We start from the raw sequence: 21,458 nt of genomic DNA, 5'->3' as shown, positions 1-21,458 counted from the left end.
CCCCCGGTCGGCGCGGGTGTCACCGGCTCGTCGGGGGTTCCGGGGGAGGTGGTCGGGACGTCCGACGGGGTTTCCGGGCCGGCCGTCGTCCCGGTCGTCTCCGGGGTGACCGGGGCGGTGCCGTCGGACACCCCGGTGGCGGGTGCCGGGCTGCCGTCGGCCGTCGGCAGGCCGGTGTCGGCGGGAGGCCGCACCACATCGGCCTGCTCGGGCAGCGGGGGTGAGAAGACCGCCCGGTCCAGTCGCTCCACCTCCGGCGCCGGGTCGACCCCCCGGACGCCCGGTCGGCCGGCCACCGCCCGCAGGGCGGTCGGTTCGGCCCGGACCACCGCCGCGTAGACGCACGCACAGTGCGACCGGTACGCGGTGGCCTCGGCGGCGGCCACCTCAGCGCCGCTGACGTAGACCTGCCGCAGTTCCCGGTCCTCGACGGAGTCACCGGTCAACGCGGCGGCGCGGGCCCGGTAGTCCGCCGCCTCGCGGTCCTTGCGGTCGGCGAGTTCGTCCATCCCGGCCAGGACGTCCTGCGGGACCCGGAGCGCGGGGATCCGGACGATCTGGGTCTGCCGGCCGGGCAACGGCACCCGGCCGAGCACCTCGGCGACGGCCACCTCACCGAGCAGCGGGGCCAGCCGGTCCGGGGCGAGATAGTCGGCGAGCGAGACCAGGGCGTACGTCGGTCGGCCGCCCGCACCGGCCGCCAGCGCGGCCAGTTCGTCCCCGGCGGTGCGCAGGTAGCCGAGGATGGACTGCCCCTCGGTCACGCCGACCCGTGCGGTGGTACCCACCGTCCGGTCGCCGGTCGGCGGCCGGTCGGCGGTCCACACGGCGGTGAGCAGCACCGCTGCCGCGCAGAGCACCGCGACGACGGTCAGCGCCCGGGGTCGGGCCGGTCCCTCGCCCAGCCGGGTGACGGTCCGACCGAGTCGGGGCAGCAGCCGCTCGTCGAGTCGACGCAACAGTTCACCGGCTCGCACGGTGGCTCACCCCCTCGTCGCTGTCCCGTCCGGCCCGGTACGACCACCGGCCGGGCGGCCGGTGCCGCAACGGTCCGTCCGGTGTCCGACGGACCTGCTCAGTCGCGCAGCAGGCCGAGCGCGCGATCCAGGTCGTCAGGGTAGTCGCTGACGAACTGGACTTCCTCCCCCGTTCGGGGGTGCAGGAAACTGAGCGACCGGGCGTGCAACCACTGGCGGGTCAGCTTCAACCGGGCGGCGAGCGTCGGGTCGGCCCCGTACGTGAGGTCGCCCACGCACGGGTGCCGCAACGTGGAGAAGTGCACCCGGATCTGGTGGGTACGCCCCGTCTCCAGCCGCACGTCGACCAGGCTCGCCGACGGGAACGCCTCGACGGTGTCGTAGTGGGTGATGCTGGGCTTGCCCCCGGAGACCACCGCCCAGCGGTAGTCGTGGGTGGGGTGCCGGTCGATCGGGGCGTCGATGGTGCCGCGCAGCGGGTCCAGATGCCCCTGGACGACCGCGTGGTAACGCTTCTCCACCTCGCGGTACTTGAACGCCCGCTTGAGGGCGCTGTACGCCTGCTCGCTCTTGGCGACCACCATGATGCCGGTGGTGCCGACGTCGAGCCGGTGCACGACCCCCTGCCGTTCGGCGGCGCCGCTGGTGGCGATGGTGTGCCCGATCGCGGCGAGGGCACCGATCACGGTCGGTCCGGTCCAGCCGGGGCTGGGGTGGGCCGCGACCCCGACCGGCTTGTCGACCACCACGATGTCGTCGTCGGCGTAGACCACCCGCAGGCCGGGGACCGCCTGCGGGACGACCACCGGCGCGCTGGCCGGGGCGGGCAGGGTCACCTCCAGCCAGGAGCCGGCGTCGACCTTGTCGGACTTGCCGCGTACCGCCCCGTCGACCAGGGCGTCACCGGCCTCCACCAGGGCCGCCGCCGCGGTCCGGGACAGCCCGAACAGTCGGCTCACCGCCTGGTCGAGGCGCATGCCGTCGAGGCCGTCCGGGACCGGCAGGGACCGGGTGTCACCGGTCGGGCGGGCCGCTCCCGCGTCGAAGACCGAGGTCATGCCCGCTCCCGTTGCTCGCTCTGGTCGGTGTCCGCCGGCTTGCCGTCGGTCGCCGGTTTCCCGTCGTGGTCCGCCGGCTCCCCGGTGGCGGCGTCCGCCGGGTCCGGTCCGCCGGAACGGCCGAGGCGGGTACCGTCCCGCTGCCGGCCGGTCAACTCCAGCAGCACGGCGAGCAGCACGCCGCTGACCAGGGCACTGTCGGCCAGGTTGAACACCGGCCAGACCCGCCCGTACGGGTCGAAGAGGCTGACCATGTCGACGACGTGGCCGACGAACGTGCCCGGTGCCCGGAAGATCCGGTCCATCAGGTTGCCCAGCGCGCCACCGAGGACCAGACCGAGCGAGACGGCCCACGGGACGGACCGCAGCCGCAGCGCCATCCAGGCGATCCACCCGACCACCCCGAGGGTGATCAGCGGAAAGACCCAGGTGTGGTCCGAGCCGAGGCTGAACGCGGCGCCGCTGTTGCGGGTCAGCGTCAGGTAGACCGCCCCGCCGAGCAGGCGTACCGGCTCCCGGTCGGTGAGGGTGACCAGGGCGAGATGCTTGGTGCCCAGGTCGGCGAGCAGGGCCACCAAGGCGACCACCAGCAGGATCAGCGTGGCACGCCGCCGGGGCTGACCGGGTGGCGGCTCGGCGGTGGCGGACCGGTCGGGCCGGGCTTCGGTCATCTGCTCCCCATCGACGCTCAGCGGTGATCGCTCACCGGCTCCGAGGCCGGGGAGCGCCGCTACCGGCGCTCCTCCAGCTGCTTGCAGGTCACGCAGAGGGTGGCCGACGGGAAGGCGGCGAGCCGTTCGACCGGAATCGGGTTGCCGCACCGCTCGCACCAGCCGTAGGTGCCCTCGTCGAGCCGCTCCAGTGCCCGCTCGACCTGCGTGATCCGTTCTTTGATGCTGTTGGCGAGTGAGATCTCCTGCTCGCGCTCGAACGTCTTGGTGCCGGTGTCGGCCTGGTCGTCCCCGGCCGAGTCGGTCAGCCGGTCGCGCTGCAGCTCGGTGATGTCGCTCAGCGTCTGATCGTACTCGGCACGCAGTTCGTCGTACCGGGCCGCCAGGGCCGCCCGGATCTTCTCGGTCTCGGCGGCACTGCGGTCGGCCTTGACGACCGGTTTACGGCCGGCGGTCCTGGTGTCGGCTGGCTTCGCCATCGTCGCCCTCCCTTGGCCGCGGAGCCCGCGGCGATCGGCGGTGCCTGACAGGGGTCCCCGGCCCGGCGGACCCCCTGTACAAAACGGGCGCGCGGCCGGCGGCCGCGCACTCCAGAGATTGGCAAGAATACGGAACGTACAGGCGTGCGACAACATGCCGCACGAACGCACCGCACCCGAGCCCGGACTAAACTCGTAATCAGGGCAGCACGTACGGTAGCAGACTATTCGCCGGAATCGTCGCCGTACTCGCCGAACCAGCGGGCCAGCCGGCCCCGCCGGCTCACCGCCCGTAGCCGCCGCTCCGCCGCGTCCCGCACCTCGACCGAGGCGACGATGAGCAGGCTGTCCCCCACCTTCAACCGGGTGTCCGGCCCGGGTACGAAACCTGTGCCGTCCCGCAGCACCAGCGTCACCGAGGCACCCAGCGGCAGGCGCAGCTCGTCCACGTGCACCCCGCCCAGCTTCGAGCCGGGCGGGATCTCCAACTGGAGCAGGTCGGCGCGCATCCGCTCCAGCGGCGCGGTCTCCACCCGGATCTCGGCCGCCTCGGCCGGAGCGGTGACCCGCAACCAGCGGGCGACCGGCGCGAGGGTACCGGCCTGGACCAGCGTGAAGATCACCACCAGGACGAAGACCGCGTCGAAGAGCCGGTCCGCGCCCGGTACCCGTTCGGAGAGCGGGATGGTGGCGAGCACGATGGGCACCGCTCCCCGCAGTCCGGCCCAGGACAGGAAGAGCTGCTCCCGGGGGGCGATCCGGAACGGCGTGGCGGAGACGGCCACCGACAGCGGCCGGGCCAGGAAGAGCAGTGCCAGTCCGACCACCACCGCCGGGAGCAGCGCGTCGGCCAGCCGGCCCGGCGTGGCCAGGAGCCCGAGCAGCACGAACAGGCCGATCTGGGCCAGCCAGGCGAGCCCGTCGGCGAACCCGAGGATCGCCTGCCGGTGCGGCAGCCGGGCGTTGCCGAGCACCACCCCGGCCACGTACACGGCCAGGAAACCGGAGGCGTGCAGCACCGCACCGGCGGCGTAGGCGAGCACGGTCAGGCCGACCGCCGCGATCGGGTAGAGGCCGGCCGAGGGCAGGGCGGCCCGGCGCAGCGCCCACCGCCCGCCCAGGCCGACCAGGAACCCGACCGCGGTACCCGTGGTCAGCTCATACGCCACCAGCAGCGCCTCGTACCACCACGGATGGCTGGCCGGTCCGCTGGTGGACAGCAGCACCACCAGCAGCACGACCGGGGCGTCGTTGGTACCCGACTCCGCCTCCAGGGTGGCCACCAGCCGGGGCGGCAGACGCAGCCGGCGCAGGGTGGCGAAGACGGCTGCCGCGTCGGTGGAGGAGAGCACCGCGCCGTAGAGCAGCGCCAGCCGCCAGTCGAGGTCGAGCAGCAGGTGCCCGGCCACCCCGACCACCGCGATGCTGACCAGCACACCCACCGTGGAGAGCGCGCCGGCCACCCCGAGTACCGGCCGCAGGGTGCTCCACCGGGCGGTGAGTCCGCCCTCCGCGATGATCACGATGAGGGCGCAGAAGCCGAGGACGCGGGTGAGTTCCGCGTCGTCGAACCGGATGCCGAGGCCGGCCTCCCCGATCGCCACCCCGAGGGCGAGGTAGACCAGGAGGCTCGGTACGCCGAGTCGGGTGGAGAACCGCACCGCCCAGACCGCCACCAGCAGCACCGCTGCGCCGAGCAGCAGCGCCAGGTCGAGCCGGCCCGTCACGGCCGACCCGCGCCCGTGGACCTCACCCGGCGGCCCCGTCGCGCAGCTGTCGTACCCGCTCCGGCAGCCCGGCGGTGGCTTGTTCGACCTGGAAGAGCTTGTCCCGGCTGGCCGCTCCGGCGCGCAGCGACACGGCAGCCGGGCGCAGACCCAGCGCCTCGGCCAGAGCCCGGCGGGCCGCCTCGGTGGCCCGACCGTCAACCGGGGGGGCATTCACCGCGACCACCACGGCCGGACCGTAGGGACCGTCGAAACAGCCACCGACCCGGGTACGCGACGAGCCGGGCCGGACCCGGACGGCGACGGTCAGCGGACCCTCGCCGGCCCCGACCCGGTGGTCAGACCGGGCGGACATCAGCGAGCAGGGCGGTGTCCGGGGCGCACTGCGCGCAGGGGGTGAAGCCGAGTTCGACCGCCTCGGACACCGGCAGCGACTCGGTCCGGCGGCCCACCAGGTGCGGGCAGATGGTCAGGTGGTACCGGGGGCGGCCGTCGACGACCAGCACCGGGGTGGCCAGGCGGGCCACCCGGGTCGCGTCGGCCTCCCCGACGATCTGGGCGGGTGGCTCGTCGTCCAGCAGGTCGTCGGCGGGCAGGTCGGCTGCGGGGCCGGTCGGGCCGTCCGCCGTGGTGACCCACCGTTCGTCGGAACCGCCCCGGTCGGGGGTACCCGGTTCCGGTGCGGACGCCGACGGACCGGGTGGTTGCCGCCACCCGGTCCGTCCGGAATCGTCCGTCGTGCGTACCGCCTGCGTCGGGATCCCCACCGGGGAACCGGCGTACCGGCTGGCGTCACCGCCGGCCGGGGTCCGCCCCCGCTGGCCGGGCCGTCCGGCTGGCCGGCCGGGAGGGGTCCCACCCGCTTCGCGGGTGGCGGCCGCCTGGCGGGCACCCACCACCAGCGCCACGGCGGCCAGCAGGCTCGCCGCGATCGAGGTGATCAACAGCAGGCTGGAGCCGTTCGCCAGACCCAGCACGAGTAGCACCACAGCGACGAGGATGAGCAGCAGACTTGCGACTATCACGGCTCACCCCCGCCGCATCGCTTCGAACCGGGTCAGTCGGTCACACGGATCAGTGGCCGGCTTCGAGGGCGTTGCCACGGCCCCCGCTGTACGACCCGCCGAGGCCGGCGGCGGCGAGGCCGCCGTTGCTGGCCCCACCCCGGCCCACCTCGGTGCGGCCCATGTCCGCCTCCAGGTCCTGGCCACGGGCACCGAGGTCACGCAGCTGGCTCTCCAGGTACGCCTTGAGCCGGGTGCGGTACTCCCGCTCGAACTGCTTGAGCTCCTCGATGTGCTTCTGCAGCGCCGTACGCTTGGCGTCCAGGCCGCCCATGGCCTCCTGGTGCCGCTGGCGGGCGTCCCGCTCCAGGGCGTCGGCCTTGGAGCGGGCCTCGCGGGTGACCTCCTCGGCCTTGGAGCGGGCCTCGGAGAGCAGCTGGTCGGCCTCGCGCCGGGCGTCGGAGACGTGGTCGTCCGCCGTGCGCTGGGCCATCATCAGCACCCGCAGCGCCTGCTGCTCGCCGTCGCCGGCCCCACCGGGGCCACCCTGGGCGCGCATCTGCTCCAGCTCGGCCTGCATCGCCCGGGCGGCCTGCTCGGCCGCCGCCTTGTCGCGCTGCACCCGGTCGAGCTGGGCCTTGACGTCGTTGAGCTCTGCGGCGAGCCGGGGGTCGGCACCGGGACCGGCGGGGGCACCGCCGCGGCCACCCCGCTCCACCTGGGCGCGCAGCTCGTTGTTCTCCTCGATCAGACGGGCGAGCTCACGCTCGACCTCGTCCAGGAAGGCGTCGACCTCCTCCTCGTCGTACCCCCGCTTGCCGATCGGCGGCTTCTTGAAGGCGACGTTGTGAACGTCGGCCGGGGTCAGCGGCATCGAAACTCCTCGGGTCAGTTGCGGCCGCGTAGCGCGCTGGACCACCGGGTCTTCACCCGTTGATCAACCGCCTTAACACGAACTCCATCAGCACGAACAGGATAACCAGGAGCACAAGGGAGGCCAGGTCGATGCTCACGGTACCAATTCGCAATGGAGGGATCACACGCCTCAACGCCTTGAGGGGCGGATCAGTGACGCTCCACACGACCTCGAGTCCCGCCACTGCTCCCCGGCCCGGCTGCCACCGACGGCCGTACTGCAGCACGGCACTCAGTACGAACCTGGCCAGAAGAGTCAACAAAAAGACATAGAGGATCAGATACAGGACTTGCAGCACGACGGACAACACGGTAGGCGAGGCCCCCTGATCGGGTGGGATCATCCCAGACTGAAGAAACCGCCCTCGGCGATCTTGGCTTTGTCCTCTGCGGTGACCTGGACGTTGGCCGGTGAGAGCAGGAACACCCGATTGGTCACGCGCTCGATCGTACCGCGCAGACCGAACGCCAGCCCGGCGGCGAAGTCCACCAACCGGCGGGCGTCGGCCTCGTCCATCTCGGTGAGGTTGATGATCACCGGGACCCCGTCGCGGAAGTGCTCGCCGATGGTGCGCGCCTCCCGGTAGGTGGTCGGGTGCAGCGTGGTGATCTGGTACCGCTGCTCCTCCTCCGGCAGCACCCGCTCGCGCACCTGCGCCTGCGGCGCCAGGGCGAGGTTGTCCCGGGTGTGGTAGCTCAACGCGCCGGCCGACTCGGTGGTTCCGGGCCTGGTGATGGACCGGACGCTGGCCCGCTCGGCCCGCTCCGGCCGGTCGGTGTCGGCCCGGTCGGCCTCGCTCGCCCGGGACGACGCCCGCTCCGCCAACCGGGTACGCTCACCGGGTCGGGGACGCGGTGGTGCCGGCGGTTCGTCCGAATCGTCCTCGTCGTCCTCGCCGAACTCCTCCGCGTAGCGGCTCTGCCGGTAACGCGTCTCGCGGTAGCCACCCTTTTCGTAGCCACCGTCGTCGTAGGCCCGCTCATCGTCCTCTTCGACGAGACCGAGCCAGACCCCCGCTTTGCGCAGTGCGCCCATTCGCCGCGCCCCTCCGTCCGCCGTGCGGCACGCGCCCCCGTGCCGTGTCGCTGTCACGCGCGTGAACACTCCAGGTGCCCACCGGACCGAGTCGGCAATCCCCCGACGCCGACGATCGCGACCGTCCGCGTCATGACCCCCGCCACCGGAATGGCCGACTCAAACAACACTGATGTAATTTGCTGTCTCCACGGTCAGGCTACCCCAGCGTGGAACGCATTCCGAGCAACGCGCTGCCGACCCGGACATGTGTCGCGCCGTGGGCGACCGCCGTTTCCAGATCCCCGCTCATGCCCGCGGAGAGCAGGACGGCCTGCGGATGGGCGGCCCGGAAGCCGGCGGCGATCCCGGCCAGCCGGGCGAAGGCCCGCTCCGGCTCCCAGCCGAGCGGGGCGACCGCCATCAGCCCGGCCAGCCGCAGCGAGCCGGCCGTGGCCACCCGGTCGGCCACCGCGCCCAGGCCCCGGTCCGGGTCGCCGTCATCCGGCAACGCCCCGCCGCGTACCGGGTCCGCGTCGATGCTGACCTGCACCAGTACGTCCAGCGGCCGGTCCCGGCCGGCGGCTGCTGCGGCGTCCAGGGCCGCCGCGAGCCGGACGCTGTCCACCGACTGCACGACGTCGGCGTAGCGCACCACCGACCGGCACTTGTTGCGCTGCAGCTGGCCGATGAAGTGCCACCGCAGGTCGACCCCGGCCGCCGCGACCTCGGCCGCCTTCGGCGCCGCCTCCTGGTCGCGGTTCTCCCCCACGTCGGTGACGCCCAGCTCGGCGAGGAGCAGGGCGTCACGGGCGGGGTACGTCTTGGTCACCGCGATCAGCGACACCTCGGCCGGATCCCGGCCGGCGGCCCGGCACGCGGCGGCCAACCGGGCGCGGGTACGGGTCAGTGCGGCGGCCAGCTCGGCGCGACGGGCCTGCTGTGGGACAGCGGCGTCCGCACCGCCGGGGTGGCCGGCCGTGGTGGTCTCCTCGCTCATCGGGTCGGCTCAGGATCCGTTCTTGAGGAAGTCGGGCACGTCGACGTCGTCGAAGAGCACCCGGCGCGGCGGCTGGGTGGGGGCCGGCGAGGGTGCCGAGTGGGGTGCGCTCTGCATGCCGGTCGACTGCTGGCTCACCGCCGGCTTGCGGGCCGGCTCGGCCGCCTTGTACGCCGGCGTGCCACCGTCGAAGCCGGCCGCGATCACGGTCACCCGCACCTCGTCACCGAGCGCGTCGTCGATCACCGCGCCGAAGATGATGTTGGCGTCCGGGTGGGCCGCGTCGGTGACCAGCTGTGCGGCGTCGTTGATCTCGAACAGGCCGAGGTCGGAGCCACCCGCGATGGAGAGCAGCACCCCCCGGGCACCGTCCATGCTCTGCTCCAGCAGCGGGCTGGAGATGGCCGCCTCGGCCGCCTCGACCGCGCGGTTCTCGCCCCGGGCGCTGCCGATGCCCATCAGGGCGCTACCGGCACCGCTCATCACGCTCTTGACGTCGGCGAAGTCCAGGTTGATCAGACCGGGGGTGGTGATCAGGTCGGTGATGCCCTGGACACCGGAGAGCAGCACCTGGTCGGCGGTCCGGAACGCGTCCATCATGCTGATACCCCGGTCGCCCAGGGCCAGCAGCCGGTCGTTCGGGATGACGATCAGCGTGTCGCACTGGTTGCGCAGCTCGTCTATCCCCGACTCGGCCTGCACCTGCCGCCGCTTCCCCTCGAAGGAGAACGGGCGGGTGACCACACCGATGGTCAACGCGCCGAGCTTGCGGGCGATGTTCGCCACCACCGGCGCGCCGCCGGTACCGGTACCACCACCCTCACCGCAGGTCACGAAGACCATGTCGGCGCCCTTGAGCACCTCCTCGATCTCGTCGCGGTGGTCCTCGGCGGCGTTCTTGCCCACGTCCGGGTTCGCTCCCGCGCCGAGGCCACGGGTCAGCTCCCGGCCGACGTCGAGCTTGACGTCGGCGTCACTCATCAGCAGCGCCTGCGCGTCGGTGTTGATCGCGATGAACTCGACGCCCTTGAGCCCAACCTCGATCATCCGGTTGACGGCGTTGACGCCGCCGCCACCGATGCCGACGACCTTGATGACCGCCAGGTAGTTGTGCGGAGGTGTCATCGGGGTCCTTCCCTTCGAGATTGGCGGCGCCGACCGGGTCCCGCTCGGCCGGTCGACATCCACTTACAGCCAGGAGGGTGAAGGTTAACCCTCACCCTCTACTAGAGGCTTACAGTTATGTCAACCACTGATCCTCTCGGGGCAACGTAAGCGGCTCCACGCCACCAGCCAAGGACCGCCCCCGGCGTGTCGCCGCACCCGGAGAAACCCGGAGGGCGTACCGGTACCCCGCCGGGGCACGGCCCACACCAGCCGCGTCGGCACCGCCCCCAACCGGCCACAACGGTCCGGTCCGCAGCGGACCGTCCAATGCCGACGACCGGTACAGCCGGTCAGCGGAAGGTCACCACGTCCGGGGCACTGACATCAATGGTGTCGGCTTTCCGACCGAGTAGCGCGGTCGCCACCCGGGCCTTGGTCTCCCCCCGGGTGGCGTCGCCCCAGATCACTTTCCGGTCCCCCCGCAACCGCACGGTGATCCGCGCCAGCCCCTCCACGGTCACGTCCACCAGTTGCTCCCGAAGCTGCGGCGTCAACGCGGCCAGCACGTCGAGCGCGGCCCGGGTCCCCGGGTCACCCCGACCCGGCGTCGCCACCCGGGCCACCGGCAACCCCGGCGGAGGCTCCGCGAGGTCCCGGAACACCACACCGGAGGCGTCGATCACCGCGAACCGGCCGCTACGGGGTACCACCGCCACGGGCGTCCGCTCCACCACCTCGACCAGCAGCCGGTCCGGCCACTGCCGGGACACCGTGGCCCGCTCGACCGGGGGCAGCGCGCCGATCCGGTCCGCCACGTCGGCCAGGTCCACCTGGGCCAGCGGCAGCCCGTCCGGAACCGCCGCCGCGTCCCGCACCTGCACGGCGGTCACCAGGTCGTTGCCGGTCACCCGCACCTCGCGGACGCCGAACAGGCCGGTGCCGAGCAGCGTCCAGGCGACCAGCCCGGCCAACCCGACGACCCCGGCGACGACCGCCCAGGGCAACGCGGCCCGCATCCGGCGCTGCCGCGCCCGACGCATGAACCGGCGGGTGGACGGCGGCACGGCGTCACTGCCGGCCCGGACCAGCTGCCACCGGCGCGCCGGAACCCGTCGGGACACGGGGTCGGCGCCGGCCGTCCGGCCCCGCGAGGGCCCGGGGCTCATCCGGCCGTGGGCGCCGCGCCGTCCCCCGGGCCCGGCGAGGCCGGACCGGCCGCACGGCGCAGCAACGCATCGAGAAGTTCGTCGCCCATCAGCGAGATGGGCGGGGCCCCCATGGTCACCACCACGTCACCCGGCCGCGCCCGGCGCAGCACCTCCGCCGGAACCGCCTCCCAGGACTCCACGAACACCTTCTGCTCCCCGGGCAGGTCGATCGCCGCGGTCAGGGCGACCCCGCCCTCACCGGGCTGGCGTGCCTCGCCCGGGCCGAACACCTCCATCACCACCGCCTCGTCGGCCAGCGCCAACGCCTCGGCCAACTCCTGCTGGAGGTCACGGGTCCGGTAGAGCCGGTACGGCTGGAAGACCACGATCAGGCGACCGTCCCCGGCCACCTCGCGCATGGTGCGCAACGCGGCGGTGATGGAGGTCGGGTGGTACGCGTACTCGTCGTACACCAGGACGCCGTCGGCGGTGCCCTTGCGCTCGAAACGGCGCCGGACCCCGGGGAACGCGGCCAGCGCCGCGGTGATCGCCTCCAGCGGCAACCCGAGCTGGTACGCGGTCAGCACCGCCGCCGCGCTGTTCAGCCCCAGGTGCCGGCCCGGCGTGGGCAGCCGGATCTCGCCCAGCGACTCGCCCTGCACGGCGGCCAGGTACCGGACCCCGTGGGCGGAGGAACTGACGTCACTCAGCCGCAGGTCCGCGTCGGCCGACTCGCCGTAGGTGAAGACCCGGCGGCCCTCGGCGCGCAGCACCTCGGCCAGGTGCCGGGTACCCGGATCGTCGGCACAGGTCACCACGAAGCCCTCCGGGTCGGTGAGCCGGGCGAAGTCGGCGAAGGCCGCCGCCAGCCCGGCGTAGTCGCCGTAGGTGTTGAGGTGGTCCGCCTCGATGTTCGTGATCACCGAAACGAACGGCCGGTAGATCAGGAACGACCGGTCGCTCTCGTCGGCCTCCACCACGAAGTACTCGCCGGTACCGTGGTGCGCCCCGGAGCCCACCTCGGAGATCTCCCCGCCGATGACGAACGACGGGTCCTGCCCGGCCCGCTGGAAGACGAGCGTCATCATCGACGTGGTGGTGGTCTTGCCGTGCGTACCGGCGATGGCGATCGCCCGCCGACCGGTCATCGCCGCCGCCAGCGCCTCCGACCGGTGCAGCACCCGCAGCCCCCGGCGGCGGGCCTCGACCAGCTCGATGTGGTCGGCCGGGATCGCGGTCGAGTAGACCACGGTGTCGACCCCGTCGAGGTTGGTCGTGTCGTGGGTCATGTGGATCCGGCCGCCCAGCGCCCGCAGGCCCACCAGCGACGGCCACTCCCGCAGCTCACTGCCGGAGACCGGGATCCCCCGGGTCAGCAGCAGTCGGGCCAGGCCGCTCATGCCGACCCCACCCACCCCGATCAGGTGAACCGTACCCAGGTCCTCCGCGGTGAGCGTGCCGGCCGGGCTGAACTGTGCGGTGTTCATAGGGAGAACCTTTCCATAACGGCCGACCGCCGCACCGGGCTACCCGTCCGTTCCGCGACCACCACCGCCGGGCAGACCACTGCGCTCACCGGCCGACCGCCTCGTGGACGAAGGCGAGCAACGCCTCGTCCCCGTCCCGCCGGCCGTACCCGGCGGCGGCCGCCCCCATCGCGGCCAGCCGCTGCGGGTCGCGGATCAGCGGGACGACGTGCCGTTCCAGCCAGGCCGGGTCGAGTTCGGCGTCGTCGACCAGCAGTCCACCACCGGCCTGCACCACGGGCAGCGCGTTGCGCTGCTGCTCCTGGTTGCTGTGCGGGTACGGCACGTAGACCGTGGGCAGCCCGATGGCGGCCACCTCGGCGCAGGTCATCGCCCCGCCCCGGGCCAGCATCAGGTCGGCGGCGGCGTAGCCGAGTTCCATCTCCGACAGGTACGGCAGGGTGACGTACGGGACCGGCAGGTCCGCCGGGACCGGTACCGGCTCGTTGCGGGCCCCCATGACGTGCAGGACCTGCACCCCGGCCCCGGCCAGCCGGGCGGCGGCCCCGGCGACCGCCTGGTTGATCGACCGGGCGCCCTGCGAACCACCGGCCACGAAGAGGGTGGGCAGGTCCGGGCGGAGCCCGAAGTGTTCCCGGGCGGTGGCCCGCCGGGCCGCCCGGTCCAGGGTGGCGATCCCCCGACGCAGCGGTACCCCGACCACCCGGGCGTGCCGCAGCGACTCGGCCTGGACCGGCTGGTGCGGGAAACCCACCGCCACGTGTTTCGTCAGTTTCGTGCCGAGCCGGTTGGCGACGCCCGGCGGGACGTTCACCTCGTGTACGACGATCGGCAGTTCCCGACGCCACGCGGCCAGGTAGGCGGGGACCGAGACGTACCCGCCGAAGCCGACCACCACCTCGGCGACCACCTCGTCGAGCACCCGGCCGGCGGCGCGGGCGGCCCGCCACATCCGACCGGGTGTCCGGACGAGGTCCAGGTTGAGCGAGCGGGGCAGTTGGTGGGCGGGGATCGGCCGCAGGTCGTACCCGTGCGGCGGGACGAGGTCGTTCTCCAGGCCCCGGGGGGTACCGACGCAGGTGATCCGGACCGACGGGTCGTGCCGGCGCAGGCAGTCCGCGAACGCCAGCAACGGGTAGACGTGCCCCCCGGTACCGCCGCCGGCCAGGACCACCGACCGCAGCGGACCCATCAGCGTCTCCTCTCGCTCGCCGGCCCGGACCGGCTCCGGGGCACCCGGGGCGGGGGTACCCCGTCGGCGCGACGCGACGCCTCCCGGTTCGTGGCCCGGTCCCGGGTCGCCGGGGACTCCCGGCCGGCCCGGTCCCGTGGCTCCGCCCGGTCCCGGGTCGACGCCGTCCGGTCCCGGCCGGTGGTCGCCCGGTCGCCGGCAGCGGGCGGCGGTGCCGTCCGCCGGCCGGGCAGCGGCGGCAGGGGGGCCCAGAGCAGCCGGACCCAGCGGGCCGGCGGGCGCGCGTGCAGCGCCCGCGCCGCATCGGGTTCGGCCCGGGCGAACGAGGCGAGCATGCCGATCGCGGCCATCGTGACCACCAGCGCGCTACCGCCGTCGGAGATGAACGGCAGGGGCAGCCCGGTGATGGGCAGCAGCCCGACCACCCCACCGATGTTGATCACGGTCTGGCTGACCAGCCAGGTGGTCACCGCTGCGGCGGCGAGCCGCCGGAACGGGTCGGCCACCCGCCGGGCGATCCGGAGTCCGGTGTACGCGAGCACGGCGAAGAGGGCGAGCACCACCGCGCAGCCGACCACGCCCAACTCCTCGGCGAGCACCGCGAAGATGAAGTCGTTGCCGGCGGCCGGCAGCCAGTCCCACTTGGCGCTGCTCTTGCCCAGTCCCACCCCGAACCAGCCACCGTTGTCGATGGCGTACCGGGCCTGGGCGAGCTGGTAGCAGTCGCCGATGTTGCACTCCTCCGGCGGCGGCGGGTTGATGAACGTGGTCAACCGGGCCAGCCGGTAGTTCTCCTCGCCCTTCTCGCCCGAACCGGCGCCGAGCGAGGCGACCGCGACCAGCAGGCCGATGCCGAGCAGGCCCAGCGCCGACAGGGCCGCGAAGATCCGCAGCCGGACCCCGGCCGCCCAGAGCAGGCCGACCACCAGGGCCAGCAGACAGAGCATCGTACCGAGGTCGTTGTAGCCGACCAGGACGAAGAGCAGCCCCACCGCCGGGAAGAGCGGGGTGGCCAGTTCCCGCCACCAGCCCAGCTCGGCGCCCTTGCGGGCGATCACGTCGGCACCCCACAGCACCAGGGCGAACTTGGCCAGCTCACTGGGCTGCAACTGGATCGGGCCGATGTAGAGCCAGAGCAGCCGGGCCTCGACCGGGCCGATCTTCGCGACCTCCAGGTCCCGCAGCGAGGCCCAGGCGAGCAGGACGTTGAGGATCAGCAGCAGCACCACGGAGAGGCCGAGCAGCGGCCGGCCGAGCACCCGGTAGGTGCGGGCGGGCAGCCGCTGGCAGGCCCAGAACGCGACCAGGCCGACGACCGCGAAGACGGCCTGCTTGCTGAAGTCCGCGTAGGCGTTGCCGTTCTCGGCGTACGCCTTGACGCTGGTGGCCGAGAAGACCATGGCCAGCCCGATCACCAACAGCAGCCCGGCACTGGAGATCAGCAGGTAGTAGGAGGCGAGCGGGCGGGCCAGCAGGCCACGCAACGCGGCCAGCCACCCGGCCGCCGCCGCCAGGCCGGATGGTGCCGCCGCACCGGGCCCGTCCGCGCCGGCCGGTTGCTCCGTGGTGCGTCCGCCGCCGGACGGCCGGAGCGGGTACTCGCGCGTCGTGCCCGTTCTGTCGTGTCCCTCCCCCATGCGCCCATCATCACCGGTACCGCCCGTCGGTGGGGACAGGCGCCCGACCTGCGGCGTGTCGCCCCGGATGCGCGGAAGGACCCCTGCCCGCCCATTTCGGCGCTGGCAGGGGCCCTCCGGTCTCGTGCGGGTCGCCCGGTGTCGCGGCTCGTCAGCTGACGTTGGCGAGGAACTCGCTGTAGAACAGGCCGAGGGCGATGGCCACCCCGATCCCGGCGATGATCCAGAAGCGGACCACGATGTTGACCTCGCTCCACCCGGCCAACTCGAAGTGGTGCTGCAACGGTGACATCCGGAAGACCCGCTTACCGGTGGTGCGGAACGAGATGATCTGGATGACCACCGACATGGTGATGATGACGAACAGCCCGCCGATGATCGGCAGCAGCAGGACGGTCCGGGTGGACATCGCCATGCCGGCGATCAGGCCACCCAGCCCCAGGGCACCGGTGTCGCCCATGAAGATCCGGGCCGGTGAGGTGTTCCACCAGAGGAAGCCAACGCAGGCTCCGGCCGCCGCGCCGGCGATCAGGGCGATCTCCAGCGGGTCGCGGACCGAGTAGCAGTACTTCTCGGTGTAGTTGGGGTCGGCGCACCAGTGCCGGTACTGCCAGAACGCGATCAGGGCGTACGCGGCGAGCACCATCACCGAGGCGCCGGTGGCGAGGCCGTCCAGACCGTCGGTCAAGTTCACGCCGTTGGTCGCCGCCATCACCACGAAGATGAAGATGACGACGGAGGCGACCTTGCCGACCTGCAGCGCGTCGATGTCCCGGATGAAGGAGAGGGTGGTGCTGCCGACCGTCTCGACGTTGGTGGCCGCCCCCGAGGCGTCGACCATGCTGCTCGGGAAGTAGAGCGCGATCACCCCGAAGACCGCGCCGACCAGGATCTGGCCGAACAGCTTGCCCCGCTTGTTGAGACCGGCGCTGTTGCGCTTGCGGACCTTCAGGAAGTCGTCGATGAAGCCGACCGCGCCGGAGAAGACCATCAACCCGAGCAGGACCAGTGCGGTGATGGTCGGCTCGACCTGGGCGATCTGCTGGTCCGGCAGGGTGGTCAGGGCGAGGTGACCGGCGACGTACGCGATCACCGTGGCGATGATGAACACCACGCCCCCCATGGTGGGGGTGCCCTTCTTGCCCTGGTGCATCGCCGGGCCCTCGGCCCGGATCGGCTGTCCGGCCTTGAGCCGGGTGAAGACCCTGATGGCGATCGGGGTGCAGAACAGGGAGATCAGGAACGCCACCCCGACGGCGACGATGACCGCCCTCACGCCGGCGCCACCCCTGCGTCGGTCCCTGCGGCGCCGTCGGCGCGCAGTGCGTCGGCGACCTCCCAGGTGCGGTAGCGGGAGCCCTTGACCAGGACGACATCGCCCGGTCGTAGCTCGCTCCGCAGTATCCCGACGGCTGCCGCCTGATCGGTAACCAGCACCGACTCTCCTCCCCAGTCCTGTACCGCTGTCGCGCCCTGATGGATGGACGCGGCCGGCTCGCCCACCACGAGCAGCCGGTCGACGCCGAGGTCGGCCGCGAGCCGGCCCACCTCGGCATGCCCGTCGGATTCGTACGGGCCGAGTTCGGCCATGTAGCCGAGGACCGCCACGGTCCGGCGGCCCTGCCCCATGCCGGCCAGGGCGCGCAGCGCCACGGCCATCGACGCGGGGTTCGCGTTGTACGAGTCGTCGATCACCGTGACGCCGTCCGGCCGGTCGTACACGTCCATCCGGCGGGTGGAGACCAGGCCCAGCTCACCGAGGGCCGCCGCCAGGCCGGCCAGGGGCATGCCGACCTCCCGGGCCACCGCGGCGGCGGCCAGCGAGTTGGACACCTGGTGCCGACCGGTCAGGGCGAGCCGCACCGGCGCGCTGCCCTCCGGGGTGACCAGGGTGTACGACGGCCGTCCGCGCTCGTCCAGGGTGACGTCGACGGCCCGCACCTCGGCGTCGGCCGCCTCGCCGAACCGGACCACCCGGGCCCCGGTACGGGCCGCCATGGCGGACACCCGGGGGTCGTCGGCGTTGAGCACGGCCAGCCCGTCGGCGGGCAGCCCCTCCACCAGTTCGCCCTTCGCCTCGGCGATGGCGTCGGCCGAGCCGAACTCGCCGATGTGCGCCACCCCGACGTTGAGCACCACCGCGATCCGGGGCGGTACCACCTCGCAGAGGTAGCGGATGTGGCCGCGCCCCCGGGCGCCCTTCTCCAGCACCAGGAAGCGGGTGTCCGGACCGGCCTGCAACGCCGTCCAGGGGTGCCCCAGCTCGTTGTTGAACGACCCGGGCGGGGCCACCGTGGGACCGAGCCGGACCAGCAGTTGGGCGATCATGTCCTTGGTGCTGGTCTTGCCGGAGGAACCGGTCAGACCAACCACGGTCAGTCCGGGCAGCCGGTCGACCACCGCGCGGGCCAGCCGCCCCAGCGCGGTCAACGCGTCGTCGACGAGCACCATCGGCACCCCCGGTACCTCCCGGGTGCCGAGTACGGCGACCGCGCCGGCGGCCACCGCCGCGGCGGCGTAGTCGTGGCCGTCGACCTTCTCCCCGGGGAACGCCACGAAGAGCGACCCCGGGCCGACCTTGCGGGAGTCGAACTCCACGGCCGAGGTGACCGCCGCGGTCGGGTCGGCCGCGACCAGCCGGCCGTGTACCGCGTCCGCCACCCCGGCCAGGCTCATCTCGATCATGACCGCTCCACCAGATGTCCGAACCGACTGGTCAACGCGGCACCCAACTCCACCTTGTCGTCGAAGGGGTGCATCTCGCCACCGATCTCCTGACCGCGTTCGTGTCCCTTGCCGAGCACCGCGATCACGTCGCCCGGCTCGGCCAGCCGGACCGCCTCGTCGATCGCCGCCCGCCGGCCGGCGACCTCCAGGATCCGGGCCCGCCCGCCGGCGGCCTGCGCACCGGCCCGCACCTCGGCCCGGATCGCCGCCGGGTCCTCGGTACGCGGGTTGTCGTCGGTGATCAGCAGCAGGTCGGCGCCCCGGGCGGCGGCGGCCCCCATCACCGGACGTTTACCCCGGTCGCGGTCGCCTCCGGCACCGAGGACGCAGATCAGCCGGCCGCCGCCGCCCGGTTCCCGGAGGGCGGCCAGGGCGGCCACGATCGCGTCCGGCTTGTGCGCGTAGTCGACCACCCCGCGCACCGGCCCGGGGGCGTCGACGAGTTCCAGCCGACCCGGCACGCCCGGACAGGCGGCCACCCCGGCCGCCGCGGTCTCCGGGTCGACCCCGGTGGCCACCAGGCTGGCGATGGCGAGCAGTGCGTTGGCCACGTTGTGCCGGCCGGGCAGACCGACCCCGGCGGCGACGACGATGCCGTCCGGCCCGTACGCGGTGAACCGCTGGGCGTAACCGGCGTCGTGCACGTCGGCGGCCCACCAGGTCGCGGTGGGGTCACCGGCGGCGGAGTAGCTGACCGTGTCCGGCTTGTAGAGCGGGCGCAGCGCCGGATCGTCGTGGTTGAGCACCTCGACCGCGCACCGGCCGTCGAAGAGCTGGGCCTTCGCGGCGAAGTAGTCGGCCACGTCGGCGTGGAAGTCGAGGTGGTCGGAACCGAAGTTGGTGTAGCCGCCGACCGCGAACCGCACCCCGCCGACCCGCCCCATGGCCAGCGCGTGGCTGGACACCTCCATCACCACCGAGGTCACCCCCTGCTCACGCGCGGCGGCCAGCATGGCGTGCAGGTCGGTGGCCTCCGGGGTGGTGCGGACGCTGTCCACCCGCAGGTCGCCGAGGCGGGTCTCCACGGTGCCGATCAGGCCGGTGACGTGCCCGGCGGCGCGCAGCCCCGACTCGATGAGGTAGGCGGTCGAGGTCTTCCCGGCGGTGCCGGTCACCCCGATCATGGTCAGCTCGCGGCTGGGCTCGCCGTAGACGGCGGCGGCGACCGTACCGAGCACCGCCCGGGGGTCGGTCACCACGAGGGCGGGCAGCCCGGCCGTCGCGGCGGCCCCGACACCGGCCGGGTCGGTGAGCACCGCCACCGCACCGGCGGCCCGGGCCGCCGGGACGAACTCGGCGCCGTGCCGACGGGCGCCGGGCAGGGCCGCGTAGAGGTCACCGGGTCGCACCTCGCCGCTGGCGTGGGTCACCCCGGTCACCGTCAGGTCCGCAGCGCCGGCCGGGGCCGCGACCGTGAGCCGCGCGGCGAGATCGCCGACCCGGACAGGAGGGACGGTACGGGGACGAGGATTGCCGGACACGGCGTCAGACCCTACCCTCTCCGCCGGCCCCGACCGCACAGCCGCCCCGGTGGTTCGTCGCCACTCCCCGATGATGTCGTGCCGTACCTGCTCAGCGGGGATAGACGGTGAAGTTCGGGGCTTTCGTACCGCTACTCGGCGGCACCTTGTTGTGCCGGAGGGTGAAGCCCATCAGATCCTTGAAGACCGGGGCGGAGATGTCCCCACCGCCACCGCCGGGGGTGTGCGCGAAGACCGCCACCACGTACCGGGGATTGTCCGCCGGTGCCATGCCGATGAAGGACGCCACCTCACCGGGCACCTTCCGGCCGTTGACCAGGCGCCAGCCGGTACCGGTCTTGCCGGCCACCCGGTAGCCGGGGATGCGGGCCCGGAGCCCGGTGGCGTCCGGCACGGTGGTCACCGCCTCCAGGATGTGCCGGAGCGCGGCGGCGTTCTCCGGGCTGAGCACCGGACGGGTCACCGGGTCCGGGGCGGGGGTCCGTTTCCCGTCCGGGCCGATGGTGGCCCGCACCAGCCGGGGCTGCACGTAGGTGCCGTTGTTGGCGATGGTGGCGTAGACCATCGCCATCTGCAACGGGGTGGCGTCCACACTGTGCCCGATCGGCACCGACCCGCTCGACGAGCCGCTCCACTCGCCCGGCGGCAGCAGCCGGCCGGACGCCTCACCGGGCATCCCCACACCGGTCGGCTTACCCAGCCCGAACCGCTGCTGGTAGTCGTAGAGCCGCTCCTTGCCCAGCGCGTCGGCGATCCGGATGGTGCCGACGTTCGACGAGTACGCCATCATCCCGGGCAGGCTCATCCGCCGGCCGTCGGCCCGGTGGGTGTCGGAGAACGGGGTGTCGCCCTTGACGATGGTGTTCGCCACCGGGAAGACGGTGTCCGGCTTGATCACGCCCTCCTGGAGGGCCGCGCCGAAGGTGATCGCCTTGTGCACCGAGCCGGGGTCGACCACGAAACTGGTGGCCGCGTCCTCCCGGTCGGTCGGGTCGCTGGGGAACGGGTTCGCCGCGTTGTAGGTGGGGTGGCTGGCCTGGGCCAGCACCTCGCCGGTCTTGATGTCGACGACGATGGCGGCGCCGGTGCTGCCCCGCACCTCGGCCATCCGCTCGCTGAGGTAACGCTGCGCCTGGAACTGGAGGTCCCGGTCGACGGTGAGTTCCAGGGAGCTGCCCGGCTTGGCCGCCGTGGTGCGGCTGTACCCGCCGGGGATCGGCGCGTCGAGGTCACCCTGGCCGACCTCGAAGACCCGCTTGCCGGTCTCGCCGCGCAGCAGCTCGTCGTAGCGGGCCTCCAGCCCCTCCAGGCCGGCCATGTCCTGACTGGTGAAGCCGATCAGGTTGGCGGCCAGGTCACCGCCGGGTACCTCGCGGCGCTCGTCCCGGTCGGTGAAGATGCCGTGCAGGTCCAGCTTCTCGATCTGCTTGGCCTTCTCGATGCGTACCCCCCGGGCGAGGTACTCGAAACGGGAGGCGATGCCGTCGGCGCGTTTGCGCGGGGCCATCCGCTTGACCAGTTCCGAGCGGGGTACGCCGAGCAGCGGGGAGAGGATCTCCGCAGTCTTCTCCCGGTCCTTGACCAGGGTGGGGTCGGCGTAGACGTACCGGGCCTCGACGCTGTGCGCCAGCGGGGCCCCGGTCCGGTCGTAGATCGCACCCCGGGCGGCGGGCAGGTAGACCGTCCGCAGCCGGGTCTCCACCCCACCCCCGGCGTACGCCGGGGCGTCGACGACCTGGAGGAAGACCAGGCGGATCCCGATGGTGGCGAAGAGCGCCAGGACCAGCAGGGTACCCAGCCGCAGCCGCAGCCGGGGGTCGGCCAGCTTCGGCG

The 21,458-nt window shown here is 73.1% G+C and carries 20 protein-coding genes; all 20 read right to left on the bottom strand.

The genetic code is table 11. The annotated features are described in order from the left end of the window. Positions 1–977: hypothetical protein (locus GSF22_RS13335; RefSeq protein ID WP_208813870.1), on the bottom strand; the 977-nt coding region annotated here is incomplete at its 3' end. A gap of 98 nt (positions 978–1,075) precedes the next feature. Beyond that, the gene (locus GSF22_RS13330) at positions 1,076–2,035 is read right to left on the bottom strand and encodes an RluA family pseudouridine synthase (RefSeq protein ID WP_208813869.1); all 960 of its coding nucleotides are present in this window, start codon (positions 2,033–2,035) and stop codon (positions 1,076–1,078) included. Beyond that, positions 2,032–2,706, bottom strand: coding sequence for a signal peptidase II (lspA, locus tag GSF22_RS13325; RefSeq protein ID WP_208813868.1), 675 nt, complete (start codon positions 2,704–2,706; stop codon positions 2,032–2,034). The genes GSF22_RS13330 and lspA overlap by 4 nt, the downstream gene beginning before the upstream one ends. Before the next feature lie 59 nt (positions 2,707–2,765). Further along, on the bottom strand, positions 2,766–3,185 hold the full coding sequence (locus GSF22_RS13320; protein WP_208813867.1) for a TraR/DksA family transcriptional regulator: 420 nt from the start codon (positions 3,183–3,185) through the stop codon (positions 2,766–2,768). A gap of 224 nt (positions 3,186–3,409) precedes the next feature. Continuing rightward, positions 3,410–4,912, bottom strand: a complete 1,503-nt coding sequence (locus GSF22_RS13315) for a potassium/proton antiporter (RefSeq protein WP_208813866.1) — start codon at positions 4,910–4,912, stop codon at positions 3,410–3,412. A gap of 22 nt (positions 4,913–4,934) precedes the next feature. Continuing rightward, entirely contained in the window at positions 4,935–5,267 is a 333-nt protein-coding gene (locus GSF22_RS13310; RefSeq protein WP_208813865.1) for a DUF167 family protein, read from the bottom strand. Further along, a complete protein-coding gene (locus GSF22_RS13305) occupies positions 5,251–5,937 on the bottom strand; it encodes a hypothetical protein (RefSeq protein WP_208813864.1) in 687 nt (228 codons plus the stop codon). Before GSF22_RS13305 ends, GSF22_RS13310 begins: the two co-directional genes overlap by 17 nt. A 49-nt stretch (positions 5,938–5,986) precedes the next feature. Continuing rightward, a complete protein-coding gene (locus GSF22_RS13300) occupies positions 5,987–6,790 on the bottom strand; it encodes a DivIVA domain-containing protein (protein WP_208813863.1) in 804 nt (267 codons plus the stop codon). A 52-nt stretch (positions 6,791–6,842) separates the two neighbouring features. Next, positions 6,843–7,142 (bottom strand): YggT family protein, encoded by a 300-nt coding sequence (locus tag GSF22_RS13295; RefSeq protein WP_208813862.1) that lies wholly within the window; start codon positions 7,140–7,142, stop codon positions 6,843–6,845. Positions 7,143–7,171: 29 nt separating this feature from the next. Continuing rightward, entirely contained in the window at positions 7,172–7,867 is a 696-nt protein-coding gene (locus tag GSF22_RS13290; RefSeq protein WP_208813861.1) for a cell division protein SepF, read from the bottom strand. Between the two features lie 199 nt (positions 7,868–8,066). Further along, positions 8,067–8,846 (bottom strand): YggS family pyridoxal phosphate-dependent enzyme, encoded by a 780-nt coding sequence (locus GSF22_RS13285; protein ID WP_208813860.1) that lies wholly within the window; start codon positions 8,844–8,846, stop codon positions 8,067–8,069. Positions 8,847–8,855: 9 nt separating this feature from the next. Continuing rightward, on the bottom strand, positions 8,856–9,971 hold the full coding sequence (gene ftsZ, locus GSF22_RS13280) for a cell division protein FtsZ (RefSeq protein WP_208813859.1): 1,116 nt from the start codon (positions 9,969–9,971) through the stop codon (positions 8,856–8,858). 332 nt (positions 9,972–10,303) lie between these two features. Then, a complete protein-coding gene (locus GSF22_RS13275) occupies positions 10,304–11,119 on the bottom strand; it encodes a cell division protein FtsQ/DivIB (RefSeq protein ID WP_208813858.1) in 816 nt (271 codons plus the stop codon). Then, the gene (gene murC / locus GSF22_RS13270) at positions 11,116–12,588 is read right to left on the bottom strand and encodes a UDP-N-acetylmuramate--L-alanine ligase (protein WP_208813857.1); all 1,473 of its coding nucleotides are present in this window, start codon (positions 12,586–12,588) and stop codon (positions 11,116–11,118) included. Before murC ends, GSF22_RS13275 begins: the two co-directional genes overlap by 4 nt. Positions 12,589–12,673: 85 nt before the next feature. Next, a complete protein-coding gene (murG, locus tag GSF22_RS13265) occupies positions 12,674–13,780 on the bottom strand; it encodes an undecaprenyldiphospho-muramoylpentapeptide beta-N-acetylglucosaminyltransferase (RefSeq protein WP_208813856.1) in 1,107 nt (368 codons plus the stop codon). Further along, positions 13,780–15,273 carry a peptidoglycan glycosyltransferase FtsW gene (locus GSF22_RS13260; RefSeq protein WP_208813872.1) on the bottom strand — a complete coding sequence of 498 codons (1,494 nt, stop codon included), beginning with the start codon at positions 15,271–15,273 and terminating at the stop codon, positions 13,780–13,782. The genes murG and GSF22_RS13260 overlap by 1 nt, the downstream gene beginning before the upstream one ends. A gap of 295 nt (positions 15,274–15,568) precedes the next feature. Further along, the gene (mraY, locus tag GSF22_RS13255; RefSeq protein ID WP_208813855.1) at positions 15,569–16,693 is read right to left on the bottom strand and encodes a phospho-N-acetylmuramoyl-pentapeptide-transferase; all 1,125 of its coding nucleotides are present in this window, start codon (positions 16,691–16,693) and stop codon (positions 15,569–15,571) included. After that, positions 16,690–18,102 carry a UDP-N-acetylmuramoyl-tripeptide--D-alanyl-D-alanine ligase gene (locus GSF22_RS13250; RefSeq protein WP_208813854.1) on the bottom strand — a complete coding sequence of 471 codons (1,413 nt, stop codon included), beginning with the start codon at positions 18,100–18,102 and terminating at the stop codon, positions 16,690–16,692. Before GSF22_RS13250 ends, mraY begins: the two co-directional genes overlap by 4 nt. Continuing rightward, positions 18,099–19,625: a UDP-N-acetylmuramoyl-L-alanyl-D-glutamate--2,6-diaminopimelate ligase gene (locus GSF22_RS13245; RefSeq protein ID WP_439957772.1), complete on the bottom strand. Its 1,527-nt coding sequence runs from the start codon at positions 19,623–19,625 to the stop codon at positions 18,099–18,101. The genes GSF22_RS13250 and GSF22_RS13245 overlap by 4 nt, the downstream gene beginning before the upstream one ends. Before the next feature lie 91 nt (positions 19,626–19,716). Beyond that, a partial coding sequence (locus GSF22_RS13240; RefSeq protein ID WP_244367327.1) for a peptidoglycan D,D-transpeptidase FtsI family protein occupies positions 19,717–21,458 on the bottom strand: 1,742 nt, incomplete at its 5' end.

The sequence above is a fragment of the Micromonospora echinofusca genome (assembly GCF_017614955.1).
Taxonomy (GTDB): domain Bacteria; phylum Actinomycetota; class Actinomycetes; order Mycobacteriales; family Micromonosporaceae; genus Micromonospora; species Micromonospora echinofusca_A.
The sequence above is the reverse complement of the archived record's forward strand: the minus strand, read 5'-3'. Positions and strand labels throughout refer to the sequence as shown.